Source organism: Polaribacter marinus, assembly GCF_022662535.1.
Classification (GTDB): Bacteria; Bacteroidota; Bacteroidia; order Flavobacteriales; family Flavobacteriaceae; genus Polaribacter; species Polaribacter marinus.
This window is the reverse complement of record NZ_JAKQYM010000001.1, coordinates 379,698-397,803: the sequence shown is the minus strand read 5'-3', so window position 1 is coordinate 397,803 and position 18,106 is coordinate 379,698. Positions and strand designations below refer to the sequence as shown.

Here is an 18,106-nt window from a genome sequence, read left to right as displayed (position 1 = left end):
TTTATTTAAATTGCCGCATTAACTAAATTAGGTAGCCTTCTTTTTTTTTAACAAAAAGCACACTCCCTTTTTATAAAACCATTATAATTATGTATAAAAATTCTATGAAAAAAGTAATCTTAACATCTCTATTTTTCTTACTCACCATCTCCTTAGTAAACGCACAAGACAAAGTCTTTAAAGCAAAAGAGAAAGTTGAGGTAAAACTAGAAGGAAGATGGATAGAAGGTACCTATATAAAAAACTTTGGAGTCATTTACAGTAACATGAAAAAAAAGCCCCATAAAGTTAGTTATAAAACTACCTATTCAGAAGGTTCAAATTTTTTCGCAAACGTAGATATCCGTAAATACACCGGAACTATTAAACCACAATTATCTCCAAAAACACCACCAAACACAGTCAATACAAATAGGCTCGAAAACGAAATTATTGCAGAAATCAATCAGATGAGGGCAAACCCAAAAGCTTATGCAATTAAACTTTCTAAATTAAAAAGTAAATATGTAAAAGTTGATGGAAAATATTGGAGTTTAGACCTTCCTAACGAAGGAGGGATTTACTTAGGAAAAACAGAGGAGGACAGAAGAGATCACGAAAAATGGTTAAACGAAACAATAACCAGTTTAAAGAACTCTCCTGTATTATCTAAATTAACAAAAAACAACCAATTAAGAACAGCTGCTAATTATTTAGCCTCAGATTACGGAAAAGTAAACGGGCAAAAACATCTTGATAGCAAAGGAAGAAGTGCTGCAGCACGTGCAAAACTAGCAGGATACAAATATGGAGCAAATGAATGTCTTACAGCTGGAAACGTAACTGCGTTTGGGTTTGTAGTTAGCTATTTAATAGATTGGAAAGTACAATCTAGAGGACATCGTAAAAACTTAATGAATCCTAATATTAATGACATTGGTGTAGCATGTCATTATTTCTCTAATAATAACGGTGGTTATATTAGAAATGTTATTCAAGGAGGATATAGAAGTGTTAAAAACACAACGATCACCAATAATAATAATAATAATAATAATAATAATAATAATAATAATATAGTTAATAACTCTAATTCAAAGAACACTCTATATGCGGGTCAATCTTTAACTGCAAATAAAACATTATATGCAGCTAATGGAGCTTATTATTTAAAAATGCAAGCAGACGGAAATTTATGTATATACCAAACAAAAGGAAACCGTTTCAATTGGTGTTCTATGGTACATGGGTTTAGTGGTGCCAGTTTAAAATTGCAAGCAGACGGAAATTTAGTTGTTTATGATGCTAAGAATGCTGCAAAGTGGTCTTCTAAAACTCATCCTTATTTTAATGCAAAATTTAAAGATTACAGAAAAAAACCTGTAAAATTAGTGTTAGAAAATAACGGAAAACTAAATTTATACTCTTCTTCTGGAACCATTGTTTGGTCTAATAAATAAAAATTACTATCCTTAAATAACTAATAAAAAAACCTTACCAATCTAACTGGTAAGGTTTTTTTAATAATCTATATAGTCTTTTACATAACTTTTATTTTAGTAAAAAAAAATGTTTTGTGTGTTTGATTTCAGTTATCAAACTTATTTTACAATACAATTTTTATAAATATTCATATAAATGTTTAGTATTAACTCTTATAAATTTTATTAACAGCAAGTATAAGATTTAAACATATACTAGTATAATAAATATAAAATACTAGTATAATTTTAAAAATATACTAGTATAAATTTTATAAAAATATAGTATTATTATAAAAAACATAGGTAAAGAGTTGTTTATTGTTTGGTAGCTTTTCTAAAAACAAATCAATTTTCTGTTCCCCAAGGAGCAGATGGAGTTTTTACTTCTTTTGTTAAATCAAACTTAACAGAAAAAAACCGTTCACTTCCTATTCTTCGTAAATTATAGGTAAAACTTGTTTTATCTATAGAAACCCACCAAATATTAGTAGCAGCTGCAGGAATTAAAGCTGCTGTTTGTTTATCTGCAGGAAAAACCTGAAGATGATCTAAACCAACATTAGCGCTTATACCTCCATATTGGGTAATTTTATCTTCTGATCCGTCTATATGTCTATGATCGTGTTTTAATTGAATCAAATGATCATCGTTCATTGTAAAAATCCAAGTCCTAGATTTATCATCACCAACAAAAAAAGGAACTCTAATCGTATTTTCCGAACAAGAACGAACGTGCATCACTAATTTTTTGCCAGTAAAACCATCTCCTTCTTTACCTCCTGCAACTATTTTCCCTTCATAAGCTTTTCCACAGTGTTCTTTTAAAGTATTCCAAAATACCTCAGAATTTGTCAAGTCTTGTGCAATTAGTTGTAATGGAAATAAAATAAAAAATACAATTTTTTTCATAAATAATTAATTTAATAATAATCACTAATATAAGTAATAATTAAATAAACCTACTCAAGTACCTATCAACACAGATTAAAGGCAAATTAAGTATTCTCAATTACATATATCCTAAGCTTTAGTAAAAAAAGAAACGCCTTACAGAATATGTAAGGCGTTTTAAATATATGTAAACTTAAAAATCTTAAGCTTGTAAAACTTCTTGCACTTTATCAGCAGCTTCTTGAAACTCAGTAGCAGAAATAATTTCCATTCCACTATTGTCTATCAATTCTTTTGCTTCTTTAGCATTTGTTCCTTGTAATCTACAAATAATAGGCACATTAATCTTGTCTCCCATACTCTTATAAGCATCTACAACACCTTGTGCTACTCTATCACAACGTACAATACCACCGAAGATATTAACTAATATAGCTTTTACATTAGGATCTTTTAAAATAATACCAAAAGCAGTTTCAACTCTTTGTGCATCTGCAGTACCACCAACATCTAAAAAGTTAGCAGGCTCTCCTCCAGACTCTTTAATTAAATCCATGGTTCCCATTGCTAAACCAGCTCCGTTTACCATACAACCAACATTTCCATCTAAATCTACATAGTTTAAACCTGCAGCTTTCGCTTCAACCTCAATTGGATTTTCTTCTCTTAAATCACGCATTGCTGCATAATCTTTATGTCTATATAACGCATTTTCATCTAAAGAAACTTTAGCATCAACTGCCATAATTTTAGAATCTGATGTTTTCAATACAGGGTTAATCTCAAACATAGAAGAATCAGAACCGATATATGCTTTATATAAATTTGTAACAAATTTTGTCATTTCTTTAAAAGCTACTCCAGACAAACCTAAGTTAAAAGCAATTTTACGTGCTTGAAAAGGCATAATTCCTAATAAAGGATCAATCTCTTCTGTAAAAATTAAATGTGGAGTTTCTTCTGCAACAGTTTCAATATCCATTCCACCTTCTGTAGAATACATAATCATATTTCTACCAGTAGCTCTGTTTAATAAAACAGACATATAATATTCTTCTGGCTCAGAATCTCCAGGGTAATATACATCTTCTGCTACCAAAACTTGGTTTACTAACTTTCCTTCTGCAGATGTTTGAGGCGTAATTAACATCATTCCAATAATATCATCAGAAATACTTTTAACTTCGTCTAAGTTTTTAGCCAACTTAACACCACCACCTTTTCCACGACCACCTGCGTGAACTTGTGCTTTTATAACGTGCCAACCTGTTCCTGTTTCTTCTGTAAGTTTTTTTGCAGCCTCAACTGCTTCTGCAGGAGTACTTGCAACAATTCCACGTTGAATTCTAACGCCAAAACTGTTTAAAATTTCTTTTCCTTGATATTCGTGTAAATTCATTTGTAAGAATATTGTTTAATGCTACAAAAGTACAAATTCAAAGATGAAATTTTATACATTTTTTTATAAAATAATTCTTAATTATAAATCATCTATACACTAGCCTTATTTAACAAATAGGCACCAAAAAAAGTTTTTATACTTTTGTTACCTTTTAAAGTTTAACCATCATTAATTTATTTTAAAATTTAATTAAGATCTTCTTTTTTGTAACACTTTCATTTTTAAAGTGTCTTTCTATTAATTAACACAGTTTTGTAACGAATTACCTTTATGCAATTCATACTTTAATTGTGTGTTTATAAAAAATCAACCAATTTATATGTTAAACAGAAATTTACTAATACTGATATTTTTAACTTATACCTATCAGTTATCCGCACAAAACAAACCAAATAGAAAGACTATTAAAACAGTAAGAGTTTCAAAAGCTCCTAAAATAGACGGTATTTTAAATGATGACGCTTGGAAAAATACTGAAGTGATTACAGATTTCGTTATTTTTAGACCCGATAACGGCAAACCTGTTTCTCGTGAATATCAAACAAGTGTTAAGGTTATTTATAATGATGATGCCGTTTATATTTCTGCGCAAATGAATGATCCGAACCCTAAAGAGATTCCTAAAGAATTTGCAATCAGAGACAATTTCAGTATATCAGATTTCTTCTTGGTTACCATAAATCCTAATGATGATGGTCAAAACCCTTTTGAATTTATTGTTCAAGCAACAGGAAATCAAGCAGATGCTAAAGTTTCTAACGGAAATGAAGATTTAAATTGGAGTGCGGTTTGGGAAAGCGCAGTTTCTACAGATCATAAAGGTTGGAATGTAGAAATGAAAATTCCTTATAGAGCTTTGCGTTTTGCGAACAGACCTATTCAATCTTGGGGATTTAATTTTCATAGAAGATTAGAAAAATTAAATACACAACACACTTGGACGCATGTTGATAATTCGGTAGGAAATTGGACTCAATATGATGGTTTAATTACAGATTTTAAAGACATCAAACCTCCTACAAGGCTAAACCTATACCCATACGCATCAGCAACGACAACAAGTTATAAAGGAAAATCAGAATTTGACTACAGTCTTGGTATGGATATAAAATATGGACTAACAGAAAACTTTACTTTAGATGCAACCTTAATCCCAGATTTTAGTCAAGTTGGTTTTGATAATGTAGTACTAAACTTAGGCCCTTTTGAACAACAATTTACAGAACAACGTCAGTTTTTCACAGAAGGAACAGAGTTGTTTAATAAAGGAAATCTTTTTTACTCTAGAAGAATTGGTAGTTCTCCAATAGATCAATTCAATGTTTCATCCACATTAATAGAACAAGATAATTTTGACAGTAATGGAAAAAGAGTAAACGAAGAAATTATAGATTATCCTACTAAGGTTACCATGCTAAATGCTGTAAAAATTTCTGGAAGAACAAAAAGTGGATTAGGAATTGGTTTTTTTAATGCCATTACAGAAAAAACACAAGCTACTATTAAAACTACAACAGAACAAACAAACGGAGGAGCAACTTCTAAAACTATTACTACAAGAAAAGAAGTTATTGATCCTTTCACCAACTTTAACATTTTAGTCTTAGACCAACAATTTAATCAAAACTCAACAGTATCTTTAATCAACACTAATGTTACTAGAAACGGAAGATTTAGAGATGCCAATGTTACTGCTTTAAACTGGCATATAGAAACCAAAGACAGTAAATACAATGTAGATGGTTCTGTTAAAATGAGTAATCTTTCAGACGATATCTACAATCCAAATACGGGATACACTTTTGACAATAGTTTTGGTTATAATTCTGGGAATTGGAACTGGGAATTAGGATACAACTTCGAAAACAAAGACTTTAATCCAAATGATTTTGGAATTCTTTTTAGCAATAACGAACAAACAATTTACGGTAGTGCAGGATGGACAACACTACAACCAACAAAAAGATTTAATAGTTACAACTTTAGCCTTTACAACCAGTTGAAATTTCAACATTTCTCTGGTATTTACACAGGATACGACCTAAGTTTAAGCTACAATGCACAAACTAGAAATCGCTTTTCTTATGGAGGAAACATAAACTACTCTACAGAAAGCAAGGACTTTTTTGAACCAAGACAAGGAACAACTAGTGGGGTATACTTTTTACAACCAGAAAGTAAAAACATCAATATCTACATTTCTACAAATTCTCAAAAGAAATTAGAATTAAATACAAGTGCTTATTACACAGGGTATACTAACAATCCTAAAACAGGTTACGGTTTTAGCATTGCACCACGTTATCGTTTTACAGACCAATTTTCTTTAACCTATAATATGAACTTTAACAAAACAAATAACGATCAAGGTTATATAGATGAAGTTGCTTCAGACATTATTTTTGGAATGAGAGATAGAAAAAGTTATACAAATACGCTTTCTGGTAAATATAGCTTTAGTACAAAATCTTCTTTAGCCTTAAGTTTTAGACATTATTGGGGATCTGTTAGTTACAATAGTTACCACACCTTAAATTCCGAAGGAAATTTAGACCCTAACAACACTTATAGTGGAGATGATGTGAATTTTAATAGCTGGAATTTAGATCTAAATTACGTATGGCAATTTGCTCCAGGAAGCCAACTAATTGCTTTTTACAGAAACTCCTTAGTTAATCAAGACAATAAATCTAATTTAAGCTTTTTCAATAATTTAGACAACCTTTTTAAACAATCACAAAGACATACCTTTTCTGTAAGATTGGTCTATTTTATAGATTACAATAAATTAAAGAATCTTTTCTAGTACTAAAAAAACAGAACATAAATTTTAAATTAAATCAGAAATACGCTTAGGTATTTCTGATTTCTTTTTTATACTTTCGTTACAAATAGCTAAGCATGATTATTAGTAAAAATATTCACAAATATTATGGTGAAGTAGAAGTTTTAAAAGGTGTAGATTTACACGTTAAAAAAGGTGAAATTGTAGCCATAGTAGGACCTTCTGGCGCAGGAAAAACAACTCTTTTACAGATTTTAGGAACTTTAGACAAACCTTTAAAAGAAGAAGATTTTGAATTATCAATCAATAATACATCTTTAAAAAATCTTTCAGATAAAGAATTGTCCTCTTTTAGAAATAATCATATTGGCTTTATCTTTCAGTTCCACCAATTATTACCAGAGTTTACAGCTTTAGAAAATGTTTGTATTCCCGCTTTTATTGGTAAAAAATCTAAAAAAGAAGCAGAAAGCAGAGCCAAAGAAATTTTAGCTTTTTTAGGATTATCACACAGAATACACCACAAACCAAATGAACTTTCTGGAGGCGAACAACAAAGAGTTGCCGTTGCCAGAGCATTAATAAACAATCCTGCTGTAATTTTAGCAGATGAACCCAGTGGAAACTTAGATAGTGAATCTGCAAAAAATTTACACGAATTATTCTTTAAACTTCGTGATGAATTTAACCAAACATTTGTATTAGTTACTCATAATGAAGAATTAGCAAATATGGCAGATAGAAAATTAACCATGATTGATGGTAAAATTATTTAATGCTACATGAAAAAATCTGAACTCAAAGAATTTTTAGACGAAAAAGTAATTCTCTATAACAACCCAAAGTTTATTGAGTCAGACCCCATACAGATACCTCATCGTTTTACAAATAAAGAAGATATTGAAATTGCCGCATTTCTAACTGCAACCATATCTTGGGGAAATAGAAAAATGATTATTAAAAACGCTTCTAAAATGATGGAATTATTAGATAATTCTCCTCATGATTTCATCTTAAATCACCAAGAAAAAGATCTAGAAACGTTTCAAAACTTTGTACATAGAACGTTTAATCACATCGATTTTCAACAATTTGTAAAATCTTTACAAAACATTTACAAAAAGCATACAAGTTTAGAAAATGTACTTTTAATTAAAGACAATTCTAACAATTATCAAAATTCAATTCATCAATTTAAAAAGATTTTTTTTGAAATTGATCACCAACAAAGAACCCAAAAGCACATTTCCGATCCCTTAAAAAATTCGGCAGCTAAGCGTATCAATATGTTTTTAAGATGGATGGTTAGAAATGACAAAGCAGGTGTTGATTTTGGTCTTTGGAAATCTCACAAGGCGTCTAATTTATCTTGTCCATTAGATGTTCATTCTGGTAATGTTGCAAGAAAGTTAAAACTACTTTTAAGAAAACAAAACGATTGGAAAGCGCTATCTGAATTAGACACTAATTTAAGAAAATTAGACAAATTAGACCCAGTAAAATACGATTTTGCGTTGTTTGGATTAGGAGTTTTTGAAAAGTTTTAATTAGAAATTAACAACTGTTTTTTTATCCTCTTTTTTGTAATACATTTAGACTTTAATAAAACCATAAATGCAATTTAAAAACCCTGAAGTTTTATATTTTTTAGCACTGCTAATCATCCCTATTTTAGTGCATCTTTTTCAATTACAAAAATTTGTAAAAGTTCCTTTTACAAACGTTGCTTTTTTGCAAAAATTAGCACAAGAAACTCGTAAAAGTTCTCGCATAAAAAAGTGGTTGATTTTATGTACAAGATTGCTTTTATTTTCTGCGATACTATTCGCTTTTTCTCAACCTTATTTTAGTGATAAAAAAACAAATAAAAATCAACATACTTTTGTATATTTAGACAATTCTTTAAGCACAAATACAAAAGGAGAAAAAGGAAATTTATTACAGGTGGCAGCGCAAGAAATTATAGAAAATTCTTCAGAAAAAGACAACTATTCCTTACTTACTAACAATAATTTTTATAAAGACATAAACCAACAAGAATTAAAAAACAGGTTACTAAATATAGAAAACACTTCTAAAAAATTAGACTTTTCGAATATTTTACTCAAAATATCTACTTTTCAAAAAAATAAAACTAACACTTCACGTAAAAGTATATTGATATCTGATTTTCAGAATACTTACAAAAAAATGTTTACAAATGTAACACCTGCTTTTTCCGCTATAAAACTTACAGCAACTCAAAAAAACAATATTTCTATTGACAGTGTTTACATTACAAACGAAAACACCAATAATTTCTTAATTAATGTAGTTATAAAAAATTACGGAGAGCAACAAAACAACATCCCTATTGCAATTTATGATCAAAAAAAATTAATTAGTAAACAGTCTTTTTCGATTGAAAGTAATACTGAAAAAATCATAAAATTCACAATTCAAAATCAAGCTGATTTTTTAGGAAAAATAACTTTAACTTTTAACGACACTTTTGATTTTGACAACACTTTTTATTTCAATATAAATTCAACTAAAAAAGTTAATGTTTTATCGATAGGAAGTAATGCCATTTTTTTATCAAAAATTTACACGAAAAACGAATTTAATTTCACAAATTACTCTCTAAAAAACATAAATTACAACATCCTCCAAAAGCAACAAATTATCATCTTAAATGAGCTAGAAAATATCCCGGAAATTTTATCAAAAAATATTCTTGATTTCTCAAAAAAAGGAGGAAGCTTAGTTATTATTCCAAATGAAAACTCCAACGTAAACTCCTACAATTCTTTTTTACAAAAACTAAATATTGGTAAAATTAAAACCAAAATTTCTGACACTTTAAAAATTACCAGCATCAATTATAATCATCCATTTTTTAAGAATGTATTTTCTAAAAAAGTAAGTAATTTTCAATATCCAATAATTAAAAACTACTACCCTATTTCCTCAAAAAATAGCAGTAAAATTATTTCACTAGAAAATAATTTAGCTTTCATCAGTCAAATTCAGAATACTAATAATAACATTTACTACATTTCAAGTGCCATCAATAGAAATAACAGCAATTTCTTAAACTCTCCTTTAATAGTACCTGTATTTTATAATTTTGCTAAATTAAGTTTTAAACATTCTCAGTTATATTATAGAATTGATAAAGAAAATAAGATTGATATTGAAACAAAGCTATCTAAAGACGAAATCGTATCAGTATCAAATTCGGATGCAGCTTTTATACCTATTCAACAAATACTTCAAAATAAAGTAACACTAACCACAAAAGAACAACCTTTAATAGCAGGGTTCTATTCTATTTTAAAAGAAAAAGACACTATAAAAACCTTGGCATATAATTATCCAAAAGAAGAAAGTTCAATGATTTTTATGGATGTTAATGAAATAACAAACAAAAACATCACAGTTTCATCATCTATCAAAGATGTTTTTCAAGAAATTAATAAAAAAAATGAAGTTCATTGGCTTTGGAAATGGTTTTTAGCATTGGCAATTGTATCTTTGTTGTTAGAAATTTTGATTTTAAAATTCTATAAACCATGACCACGCTTATAAAATCGGCAACGATTATAGACTCCTCAAGCCCTTATCACAATCAAAATAAAGACCTTTTAATTGTTGATGGGAAAATTAACAAAATAGCAGACTCTATTCCTTTTAAAAATGAATATAAACTTGTAGAAAAAGAAAACCTACATGTCTCATGTGGATGGTTTGACACAAGTGTTTCTTTTGGAGAACCCGGTTATGAAGAAAGAGAAACTATTAAAAATGGCTTACAAGTTGCCGCAAAAAGTGGATTTACAGCTGTTGCTTTAAATGCAAATACCAACCCAATAATAGACAACAAATCATCTGTTGAATATTTACTTAACAAATCTACAAATTCAGCTACTAAACTGTATCCTATTACAGCTTTAACTCAACAAAGTAAAGGAATAGACTTAGCAGAACTATACGACATGCAAAAACACGGCGCAATTGCTTTTGGTGATTACAACAAACCTATTGCAAATGACAACCTGATGAAAATTGCACTTTTATACGCTCAAAATTTTGATGGATTAGTACTCAGTTTCCCTAAAAACAATTCCATTGCTGGTGAAGGAATTGCTAACGAAGGAGTCAATAGCACTAAACTAGGTTTAAAAGGAAGTCCTGCTTTGGCAGAACACATTCAAATTGCTAGAGATTTATTTTTACTAGAATACACTGGAGGAAAATTACATATACCAACAATTTCAACTGCAAAATCTATAGATTTAATTAAAGAAGCAAAAAAGAAAGGGCTACAAGTAACTTGTAGTGTTGCAATACACAACCTATGTTTATCTGACGACGAACTTCATAGTTTTGACAGCAGCTATAAAACGAATCCGCCATTAAGAACCAAAAATGATATAAAAGCCTTACAAAAGGCTGTAAAATCTGGAATTATAGACATTATTACTTCAGATCATAACCCTATCGATATAGAACATAAAAAAGTAGAATTTAGCGAAGCTAAAGACGGAACCATTGGTTTAGAGAGTGCATTTGGAGCATTAAATACAATTTTTAAATTAGAAGATTTCATAGAAAGTATTACATCGAAACCAAAACAAATTTTTGGGATAGAAAGTAATTCAATTACAGAAGGAAATCCTGCGGAAATAACCTTTTTTAACCCAGAAACAGAATACATATTCAACAAAGAACATATTCTATCAACCTCTAAAAACAGTGCTTTCATCAACAAAAAAATGAAAGGACAAGTATATGGAGTTTTTGCAAATAACCAACTAATAATCAACTAATACATTATGGAAAACCAAACAGTTAACGAAGGAAAAGCTTTTGCAATTATTAGTCATTTATGGTTAATAGGACTTATTATCGCCATCTTTTTAAACAACAGCAAGAAAAACTCTTTTACAAGTTTTTATATCAAACAATCAATAGGAATTAACCTACTTTTAATTATTAACAAATGGTTAGTCTATGATATGATTGGTTCATTTATTGGTTGGGCTTTTGGTGTTGTTATTTTTATCCTTTGGTTAATAAGTATTATTGGCGCATTACAAGGAGAAGAAAAAACAATTCCAGTTATTGGAGGTCATTTTCAAGATTGGTTTAAAAACTTTTAATATTTATGAGCAATTTGCATTACCTTATTAGAGCACCAAAAATAACTATAGAAAACACACCTTTACTTATTCTTTTACATGGTTACGGAAGTAATGAGCAAGATTTATTCTCGTTTGCAGAAGAATTACCTAAAGAATTATTAATTGTTAGCGCACAAGCTCCTTTTTCTTTGGGATTTGGAAGTTATGCTTGGTATTCTATTAACTTTGATGATAAAAATGGTAAGTTTTCAGATTTAAAAGAAGCCAAAGAATCTTTAGATAAAATTGCTGTTTTTATTGATGAAATCAAGAAAAAATACAATACAAATCCTGATAAAACTTTTCTACTAGGCTTTAGTCAAGGTGCTATTTTAAGTTATTCATTAAGTTTTTTCTATCCTAATAAAGTACAACATGTAATTGCTTTAAGTGGATATATAAATACAGAATTATTACCCCAAACAATTTCTAAAGACATTAAAACTAGTTATTACTGCTCTCATGGCTCTGTTGATCAAGTATTACCTATAGATTGGGCAAGAAAAAGCAAACCTTTTCTAGATAACTTAGGCTTACAAAATGTATATTCTGAATATCCTGTTGGACATGGAGTTGCCCCACAAAATTTTTACAGCTTTAAAACATGGATTGAAGAGCGTTTATAACTTCTTTTGTTACAAAACCACATATACTACCCTACAGAAAACACCTTTTTAAAATTAAAAAAATCATAGACTCTTTTAAACTACCTTTGCATTAAAAATTATTCAATGCAATTTTCTGAATTACCCTTACATAAATCCATCTTAAAAGCAGTTGCTGAAGAAAGGTTTCACACACCAACTTTAGTCCAAGAAAAAACAATCCCTTTAGTATTAGCAAAAAAAAACGTTATTGTTTCTGCAAATACAGGTACAGGAAAAACTGCTGCTTTTGCTCTACCAATCATTCAGCTTTTATCTGAAAATCAAGAGGTAGAAAAAGATAAAAAAAAGATAAAATCTTTGGTTATTACACCAACTAGAGAGTTGGCAATACAAATTCTAGAAAACTTTAAAAGTTATAGCAAATACACCAATTTAATTACAACAGCAGTTGTTGGAGGTGTTTCTTTAGAACCTCAAAAAGAAATCTTAGCAGAAGGCGTAGATATTTTAATTGCAACCCCAGGAAGATTAATTGACCTACAATTACAAGGAAACGTAGATTTAAGTGCGATTGAAATTTTTGTTTTAGATGAAGCCGATTTAATGTTAGACATGGGCTTTATAAACGATGTAAAAAAAATAGAAGCATTATGTCCTAAGAAAAAACAAACTTTACTTTTTTCTGCAACCATCCCAGAAAAAATAGATGAATTATCAAAAAAGATTCTAAAAAATCCTATTAAGGTTGAAATCAACCCAGAAGAAACAACCGCAAAAAACATAGGCCAATTATTATATTATCTTCCAAAAAAGAATAAAACAGATTTGTGTTTGCATTTATTAAGAAATACAATCAATGGAAAAATAATCATTTTTAGACGCACAAAATTTGGTGTTGACAAATTAGAAGAGTCTTTAAATAAAAATGGATACAAAGTTACTAGTATTCATGGAGACAAAACACAAGCAATCAGAAACAAAGCAATTGAAGATTTTAAAAACAAAAAAGCAAATATTCTAATCGCTACAGATGTTGCTGCTCGTGGAATTGACATTACAAATGTAGATGCCATTATTAATTTTGATATTCCAAACATTCCAGAAACTTATATTCATAGAATTGGTAGAACAGGTAGAGCTGGGAAATCTGGAATTGCATTTTCATTCTGTTCTCCAGATGAAAATGGATACATTAAAACTATAGAAACTTTAATTGAAAAGCCGATTAAAGTTATTGATGAACATCCTTATCCAATTTCTAAACCAAAACACAAAAAGAAGCAACCAAACACAATCAGCAAACATAAAAAAGGAAGAAAATCTGAAGCTTCTAAAAAGAAAAAGAAACGCTGGTATTAAAAGATTTACAGTTGCTAAATTTTAAATAAAATAAGCTAACTCAAAATGAACCTAGAGCATATAAGATCTTTATTCCCAATAACTAAAGAAGCTATTTTTCTAAATAGTGCCTCTCAAAGCCCTTTAAACTTATTAGTAAACAAAAAGCTTCAAGAATACTTAAAAACAGAAATAAACCCTCTTTATAAAAAAGCCTTTAATCGCAATAACTTACGCATTCACTTATCTAAAATACTAGGTGGATCTCCTTCAGAATATGCTTTAACAACGAGTACAGGTGTTGGCTTAGGAATCGTTGCACAAGGTATCCCCTTCAAAAAAGGGGACAATATTGTAATTCCAGAGCGAGAGCATTGGAACAATGCTTTTCCTTGGTTACAACTTCAAAAAAAAGGAGTTGAAATTAGATTTGTTAAAGTACATAAGGATAATCGAATAGAACCTGAAGCATTTGAAAAACTTATTGATAATAAAACGCGTGTTGTTGCAGTTGCTGCCGTAAGATACAATAGCGGTTTTAGACCAAACCTTTCTGCAATTGGAAAATTTGCTCACAAAAAAGGAGCCATATTTGTTGTTGATGCGGCTCAAGCAGCAGGAATGATTCCAATAGATGTTGAAAAAGAACAAATTGATGTTATGTCTGGTTGTGGTTTTAAATGGTTATTAGGAACACACGGAACAGGATTCTTATACGTAAGCAAAAAAGTTGTAGAAAAGATTCATCCGGTTTTACCGGGAATGTATGCTGCTGAAAACATTCATGATAAACTTACTTATTATAATGATGCCAGAAAATTTGAAACAGGCACAATTGCATATTCCCTATTTGATGCTTGGTCTGCCGGATTAGAATTACTTTTAAATATTGGCGTTCAAAATATTTATAATAAAGCAATAGAGAATACAGACATACTAATTAAAGGAATTCAAGGAAAAGGGCACCAAATAGTAACTCCTATAAAAAACAAAGAAGAAAGAACAGCTATTATACATTTTAATACAGGAGCTCTAAAAACAACAAAAATACTTTATAATAAACTTAAAGAACACAAAGTATTAGTTAGTCTGCAAGCTGAAAACATTAGAGTTAGTCCAAATTTTTTCACAACAAAAGAAGAGATTAAAATATTTTTAAGTTTGATATAATTTTGAACTTCTAGAATTAAGGAAGGACCTTTTTTATTTTTTCAACAAATTCTGTTGCTGTGTATGGTTTAGAGATAATTCCAGAAAAACCAAGCGATAAATACCTTTGAACATCTTTGGATGATGTGTTTGCTGTTAACGCTAAAAAAGGGGTGTCAATATTAAGTTTATCAAACAGATCCCTTTGCCTCATTAAATCTTCCCCTGTCATATTTGGCATATTAATATCCAATAAAATTACATCAAAAGATTCTTTACTAATTTTATCTAAAGCCTCTAATCCATCGTTTACAATCGTTGTTACTGTTTTTTCTTTATTTAAAATGTGAGCAACGATTGTTTGATTTAAAACATCATCATCTGCTACTAAAATTCTTCGCCCTTTCAAACTATTGAAATTGACTTCAACATTTTTTTGTTTCTGAGGTAAGGTATGATTTACAACTTTTTTAAAAGAGATTTCAATTGAAAAACGTGTTCCCTTATCAATCTTACTTTCTACTAAAATCACTCCATTCATAGCATGAACCAAACGTTTTACAATAGCTAACCCTAATCCTGCACCCCCAAAAACACGGTTGTCATTAATTTCTGTTTGCTGATATTCTTCAAATATTTTAGCAACTTGATCATTTGTCATTCCTCTTCCTGTATCAGAAATAACAAACTTTAATACTGCATTTTCTGCTGTTTCAGAAACAGCTTCAACATCAATTTTTACAATTCCTTTTTTAGTGAATTTAATAGCATTACTCATTAAATTAGACAAAACCTGAGTAATTCTTACTGAATCTCCTAAAATAAAAGTTGGCACCTTTTCAGAAATAAAATATTCTAATTTTACTTCTTTCGTTTTTTGTTGATGATAAAAATTAGCAATGCAAGTTTCTACAATTTTAGTAATTGAAATTTGCTCTGAAACCAATTCTAGTTTCCCTGCTTCTATTCGAGATAAATCTAAAATATCTTCCACAATTACTTTTAAATTATGTCCTGCATCCAACAAAGAATTGATGTATTTTTGTACATCTGCATTTTCTTCAGCAATCATTTCAGAATAACCTAAAATAACATTTAAAGGATTTCTAATTTCATGGCTTATCATGGCTAAAAAACGAGATTTCTCCTCATTCGCTTTGTCAGCAATTTTTCTTAGTCGATCTAACTCTTTATTTTTTTCGGCAATTTCTCTTTTAATAAAGAAAATATCATTTCTTTTTTGATTCAGTTGATCTACATACTTGTAAACATTTGTTCTATTATGGATTAAAACAGAAATACTTTCTTCTCTTTTAAAAATCTCAACATCAACATTATATTCAATTGAATTTGAATGTATAATCATTGCTTCAATAAGAAAAGGCTCATTATAAGGCAACGCTTCTAAAGTTCCTTCTAAAAAAGGGCAACTCCTATAAACAGATTGATGTAAAGTAAATTCTTTTTCTGCAAATTTACCTGCATCTATACTTAAAATCACTCCATTTATATCTGTTGTAATTTGTATAAAAACATCTTCTATTTTTGCTGGTATCAAAAGGTATTATTTTAAAGATTCTGCCGTAAGTAATGTGAAAGCATCTTCTACATTTTCATCATCTTTGGCGCTTGTAATTAAATCTATAGGAACTGTAATTTTATTTTTTACTGCTATTAATTCTTCTGATGTTAATAAATCCTTTTTATTTCCAATTAAAGTAATATTCTGTAAACCAGATAATTCTTTAACCATTTTAAGGTTTTCTTCTAATGCAATATAAGTCTCTTCTCTACTTAAATCAAAAACATACATTGCTGCATTAGCTCCTAAAAAATAGGCCTTTGGTATTTTTTCATTACCACTAGTCCCTGCAACATCCCAAATTAGCAATTTTACAATTTGCTCATTATACTGAACTTCTTTTTTGCTTATTCTAACTCCAATTGTACTTATATAATCTTCGGAAAATTCATTTGTAACAAACCTTCTAATTAATGAAGTTTTTCCAACTCCAAAATTACCAACAAGTAAAACTTTTTTAGCAATCATTTAATAAATATAATGTAAATTTATCTAGATTTTTCTTGAATTAAATGACGTTTAATTAAATCATTTAATTTTTCTTCTTCAGCTAGGTATGAACGATCTCTTAAAATAATCTCAGCAATATTGTTAATATGATCAGATAGTTCGTCTTTAAAGCCTGAGTTTAAAACTCCTGATGTTGCAATGGCAATGTAAATTGTTTTAAAGTTTTTTAAAGAAATTTGGAAAGTCTCGAATTTAATATCTTCTAAATCCTGTCCTTCTTTAGAAAATGCATCTTCGGCAAAAGATTTAATTGCTGTTAACATTCCAGAAACCATATCTTTATCAGCTATATTCCCTCTAGAATAACTTCCAGAAAGCAAACCAGAATCTTTTTCAATAATAAAAACTTCTTCTATAATTGGTTCAAAAACTTCTTGCAGAACTACATCTGCGTCATTTTTTTTGCCTTTAAAAAATCTTTTTATAATTTCTTGTACAGAGAATTTTTCTTTGATTGTTTTATTAATACTGTCAGATAACTTAGTGATTTCGCTAACAATAGCTTTCTTAACCAATTTACCCATAATTGGGTACAAGGCTTCTACAACTTCATCTTGAGAGTCTCTAATTTGAACTTTTATGGTTTCTGTAATGGTATCTCCAAAATAAACCGGGAAATTTTCACGAAGATCTTCGATTTTCTCATCGACAAGAGGAGAAACTCTTTTAGCCAATTTTTCTCTAAGAATAATTTCTTGACTAAGTGAATTAAATTTCTCTCTATCTTCTGCTAATAAAAGTTCTCTGAGCAACTCAAAACGATTGTCTTTATTGTTATCTACAGTTGTATTTTTCATCTATTCTTGCAACATAAGTGCAATTTTCTCTAAAGCTTTTCCTAACGTTCTTCTATCTGCTTTTTCATCATCTAAATCGGCAAGTCTTTTATCTAAATCACTATTTAAATCTTGAAATTTATGATCCATTAAACTTTCTAAATCTGCTAATTTATTTTCTAAATTAGAAACAGATTCTGATAGATTTTTATTTGTTTGGTCTTGTAGCGCTTTTATTTTATCATAAACGTCTGCAAATTCATTATTGTATTGTTTAATATTTTCTCCAAATATTAAATTTCTAACAGCTTCAATTCTATCAATTTCTTGAGCATTTGTTGAAGTTGTTGGTTTTTCAGAATTTTTTCCCATTTATTTTAAAGTTGAGTTAGTATTTAGGGGTTTGTAGAAGTCTTTTTTCTGTCCCAAGACAGTGT

16 protein-coding genes are annotated in these 18,106 nt (G+C 29.2%); 10 read left to right on the top strand and 6 right to left on the bottom strand.

Translation table 11 applies throughout. The features are described from left to right. Positions 1-104: 104 nt before the first annotated feature. On the top strand, positions 105-1,439 hold the full coding sequence (locus tag MC378_RS01790) for a CAP domain-containing protein (RefSeq protein ID WP_242177000.1): 1,335 nt from the start codon (positions 105-107) through the stop codon (positions 1,437-1,439). Positions 1,440-1,808: 369 nt separating this feature from the next. Here the strand turns inward: MC378_RS01790 and MC378_RS01785 are convergent, their stop codons facing one another. Continuing rightward, the gene (locus MC378_RS01785) at positions 1,809-2,372 is read right to left on the bottom strand and encodes a hypothetical protein (RefSeq protein WP_242176999.1); all 564 of its coding nucleotides are present in this window, start codon (positions 2,370-2,372) and stop codon (positions 1,809-1,811) included. 184 nt (positions 2,373-2,556) lie between these two features. Next, positions 2,557-3,753, bottom strand: a complete 1,197-nt coding sequence (gene sucC, locus MC378_RS01780) for an ADP-forming succinate--CoA ligase subunit beta (protein ID WP_242176998.1) — start codon at positions 3,751-3,753, stop codon at positions 2,557-2,559. A gap of 322 nt (positions 3,754-4,075) precedes the next feature. Here sucC and MC378_RS01775 point away from each other — a divergent pair, with 322 nt between their 5' ends. From MC378_RS01775 to MC378_RS01735, 9 genes are all read left to right on the top strand, one after another. Continuing rightward, positions 4,076-6,562 carry a DUF5916 domain-containing protein gene (locus MC378_RS01775; protein WP_242176997.1) on the top strand — a complete coding sequence of 829 codons (2,487 nt, stop codon included), beginning with the start codon at positions 4,076-4,078 and terminating at the stop codon, positions 6,560-6,562. 95 nt (positions 6,563-6,657) lie between these two features. After that, a complete protein-coding gene (locus MC378_RS01770; protein ID WP_242176996.1) occupies positions 6,658-7,317 on the top strand; it encodes an ABC transporter ATP-binding protein in 660 nt (219 codons plus the stop codon). 6 nt (positions 7,318-7,323) lie between these two features. Beyond that, positions 7,324-8,088 carry a TIGR02757 family protein gene (locus MC378_RS01765; protein WP_242176995.1) on the top strand — a complete coding sequence of 255 codons (765 nt, stop codon included), beginning with the start codon at positions 7,324-7,326 and terminating at the stop codon, positions 8,086-8,088. Between the two features lie 67 nt (positions 8,089-8,155). After that, positions 8,156-10,099, top strand: coding sequence for a BatA domain-containing protein (locus tag MC378_RS01760; protein ID WP_242176994.1), 1,944 nt, complete (start codon positions 8,156-8,158; stop codon positions 10,097-10,099). Then, complete coding sequence (locus MC378_RS01755; RefSeq protein WP_242176993.1) at positions 10,096-11,352, top strand: dihydroorotase; 1,257 nt, start codon at positions 10,096-10,098, stop codon at positions 11,350-11,352. Before MC378_RS01760 ends, MC378_RS01755 begins: the two co-directional genes overlap by 4 nt. Positions 11,353-11,358: 6 nt before the next feature. Next, on the top strand, positions 11,359-11,685 hold the full coding sequence (locus tag MC378_RS01750; RefSeq protein ID WP_242176992.1) for a hypothetical protein: 327 nt from the start codon (positions 11,359-11,361) through the stop codon (positions 11,683-11,685). A 5-nt stretch (positions 11,686-11,690) separates the two neighbouring features. Further along, positions 11,691-12,332 carry an alpha/beta hydrolase gene (locus MC378_RS01745; protein ID WP_242176991.1) on the top strand — a complete coding sequence of 214 codons (642 nt, stop codon included), beginning with the start codon at positions 11,691-11,693 and terminating at the stop codon, positions 12,330-12,332. A gap of 105 nt (positions 12,333-12,437) precedes the next feature. After that, entirely contained in the window at positions 12,438-13,673 is a 1,236-nt protein-coding gene (locus MC378_RS01740; protein ID WP_242176990.1) for a DEAD/DEAH box helicase, read from the top strand. 45 nt (positions 13,674-13,718) lie between these two features. Continuing rightward, positions 13,719-14,822 (top strand): aminotransferase class V-fold PLP-dependent enzyme, encoded by a 1,104-nt coding sequence (locus tag MC378_RS01735; RefSeq protein WP_242176989.1) that lies wholly within the window; start codon positions 13,719-13,721, stop codon positions 14,820-14,822. 16 nt (positions 14,823-14,838) lie between these two features. Here MC378_RS01735 and MC378_RS01730 read toward each other — a convergent pair whose 3' ends face one another. From MC378_RS01730 to MC378_RS01715, 4 genes are read right to left on the bottom strand one after another with little or no spacing between them, the layout of a single operon-like run. Beyond that, positions 14,839-16,359 carry an ATP-binding response regulator gene (locus MC378_RS01730; protein WP_242176988.1) on the bottom strand — a complete coding sequence of 507 codons (1,521 nt, stop codon included), beginning with the start codon at positions 16,357-16,359 and terminating at the stop codon, positions 14,839-14,841. A gap of 6 nt (positions 16,360-16,365) precedes the next feature. Continuing rightward, on the bottom strand, positions 16,366-16,851 hold the full coding sequence (locus MC378_RS01725; RefSeq protein ID WP_242176987.1) for a Rab family GTPase: 486 nt from the start codon (positions 16,849-16,851) through the stop codon (positions 16,366-16,368). Positions 16,852-16,871: 20 nt separating this feature from the next. Then, entirely contained in the window at positions 16,872-17,690 is an 819-nt protein-coding gene (locus tag MC378_RS01720) for a cell envelope biogenesis protein OmpA (protein WP_242176986.1), read from the bottom strand. After that, a complete protein-coding gene (locus tag MC378_RS01715; RefSeq protein ID WP_242176985.1) occupies positions 17,691-18,041 on the bottom strand; it encodes a hypothetical protein in 351 nt (116 codons plus the stop codon). Positions 18,042-18,106 lie beyond the last annotated feature (65 nt).

Bases quoted from the DNA above. Each gene is read 5' to 3' on its own strand.
- MC378_RS01715 (WP_242176985.1), bottom strand. From the start codon at position 18,041: ATGGGAAAAAATTCTGAAAAACCAACAACTTCAACAAATGCTCAAGAA.
- MC378_RS01760 (WP_242176994.1), top strand. From the start codon at position 8,156: ATGCAATTTAAAAACCCTGAAGTTTTATATTTTTTAGCACTGCTAATC.
- MC378_RS01735 (WP_242176989.1), top strand. From the start codon at position 13,719: ATGAACCTAGAGCATATAAGATCTTTATTCCCAATAACTAAAGAAGCT.
- sucC (WP_242176998.1), bottom strand. From the start codon at position 3,753: ATGAATTTACACGAATATCAAGGAAAAGAAATTTTAAACAGTTTTGGC.
- MC378_RS01775 (WP_242176997.1), top strand. From the start codon at position 4,076: ATGTTAAACAGAAATTTACTAATACTGATATTTTTAACTTATACCTAT.
- MC378_RS01770 (WP_242176996.1), top strand. From the start codon at position 6,658: ATGATTATTAGTAAAAATATTCACAAATATTATGGTGAAGTAGAAGTT.
- MC378_RS01790 (WP_242177000.1), top strand. From the start codon at position 105: ATGAAAAAAGTAATCTTAACATCTCTATTTTTCTTACTCACCATCTCC.
- MC378_RS01750 (WP_242176992.1), top strand. From the start codon at position 11,359: ATGGAAAACCAAACAGTTAACGAAGGAAAAGCTTTTGCAATTATTAGT.
- MC378_RS01720 (WP_242176986.1), bottom strand. From the start codon at position 17,690: ATGAAAAATACAACTGTAGATAACAATAAAGACAATCGTTTTGAGTTG.
- MC378_RS01755 (WP_242176993.1), top strand. From the start codon at position 10,096: ATGACCACGCTTATAAAATCGGCAACGATTATAGACTCCTCAAGCCCT.
- MC378_RS01740 (WP_242176990.1), top strand. From the start codon at position 12,438: ATGCAATTTTCTGAATTACCCTTACATAAATCCATCTTAAAAGCAGTT.
- MC378_RS01765 (WP_242176995.1), top strand. From the start codon at position 7,324: ATGAAAAAATCTGAACTCAAAGAATTTTTAGACGAAAAAGTAATTCTC.
- MC378_RS01725 (WP_242176987.1), bottom strand. From the start codon at position 16,851: ATGATTGCTAAAAAAGTTTTACTTGTTGGTAATTTTGGAGTTGGAAAA.
- MC378_RS01745 (WP_242176991.1), top strand. From the start codon at position 11,691: ATGAGCAATTTGCATTACCTTATTAGAGCACCAAAAATAACTATAGAA.
- MC378_RS01785 (WP_242176999.1), bottom strand. From the start codon at position 2,372: ATGAAAAAAATTGTATTTTTTATTTTATTTCCATTACAACTAATTGCA.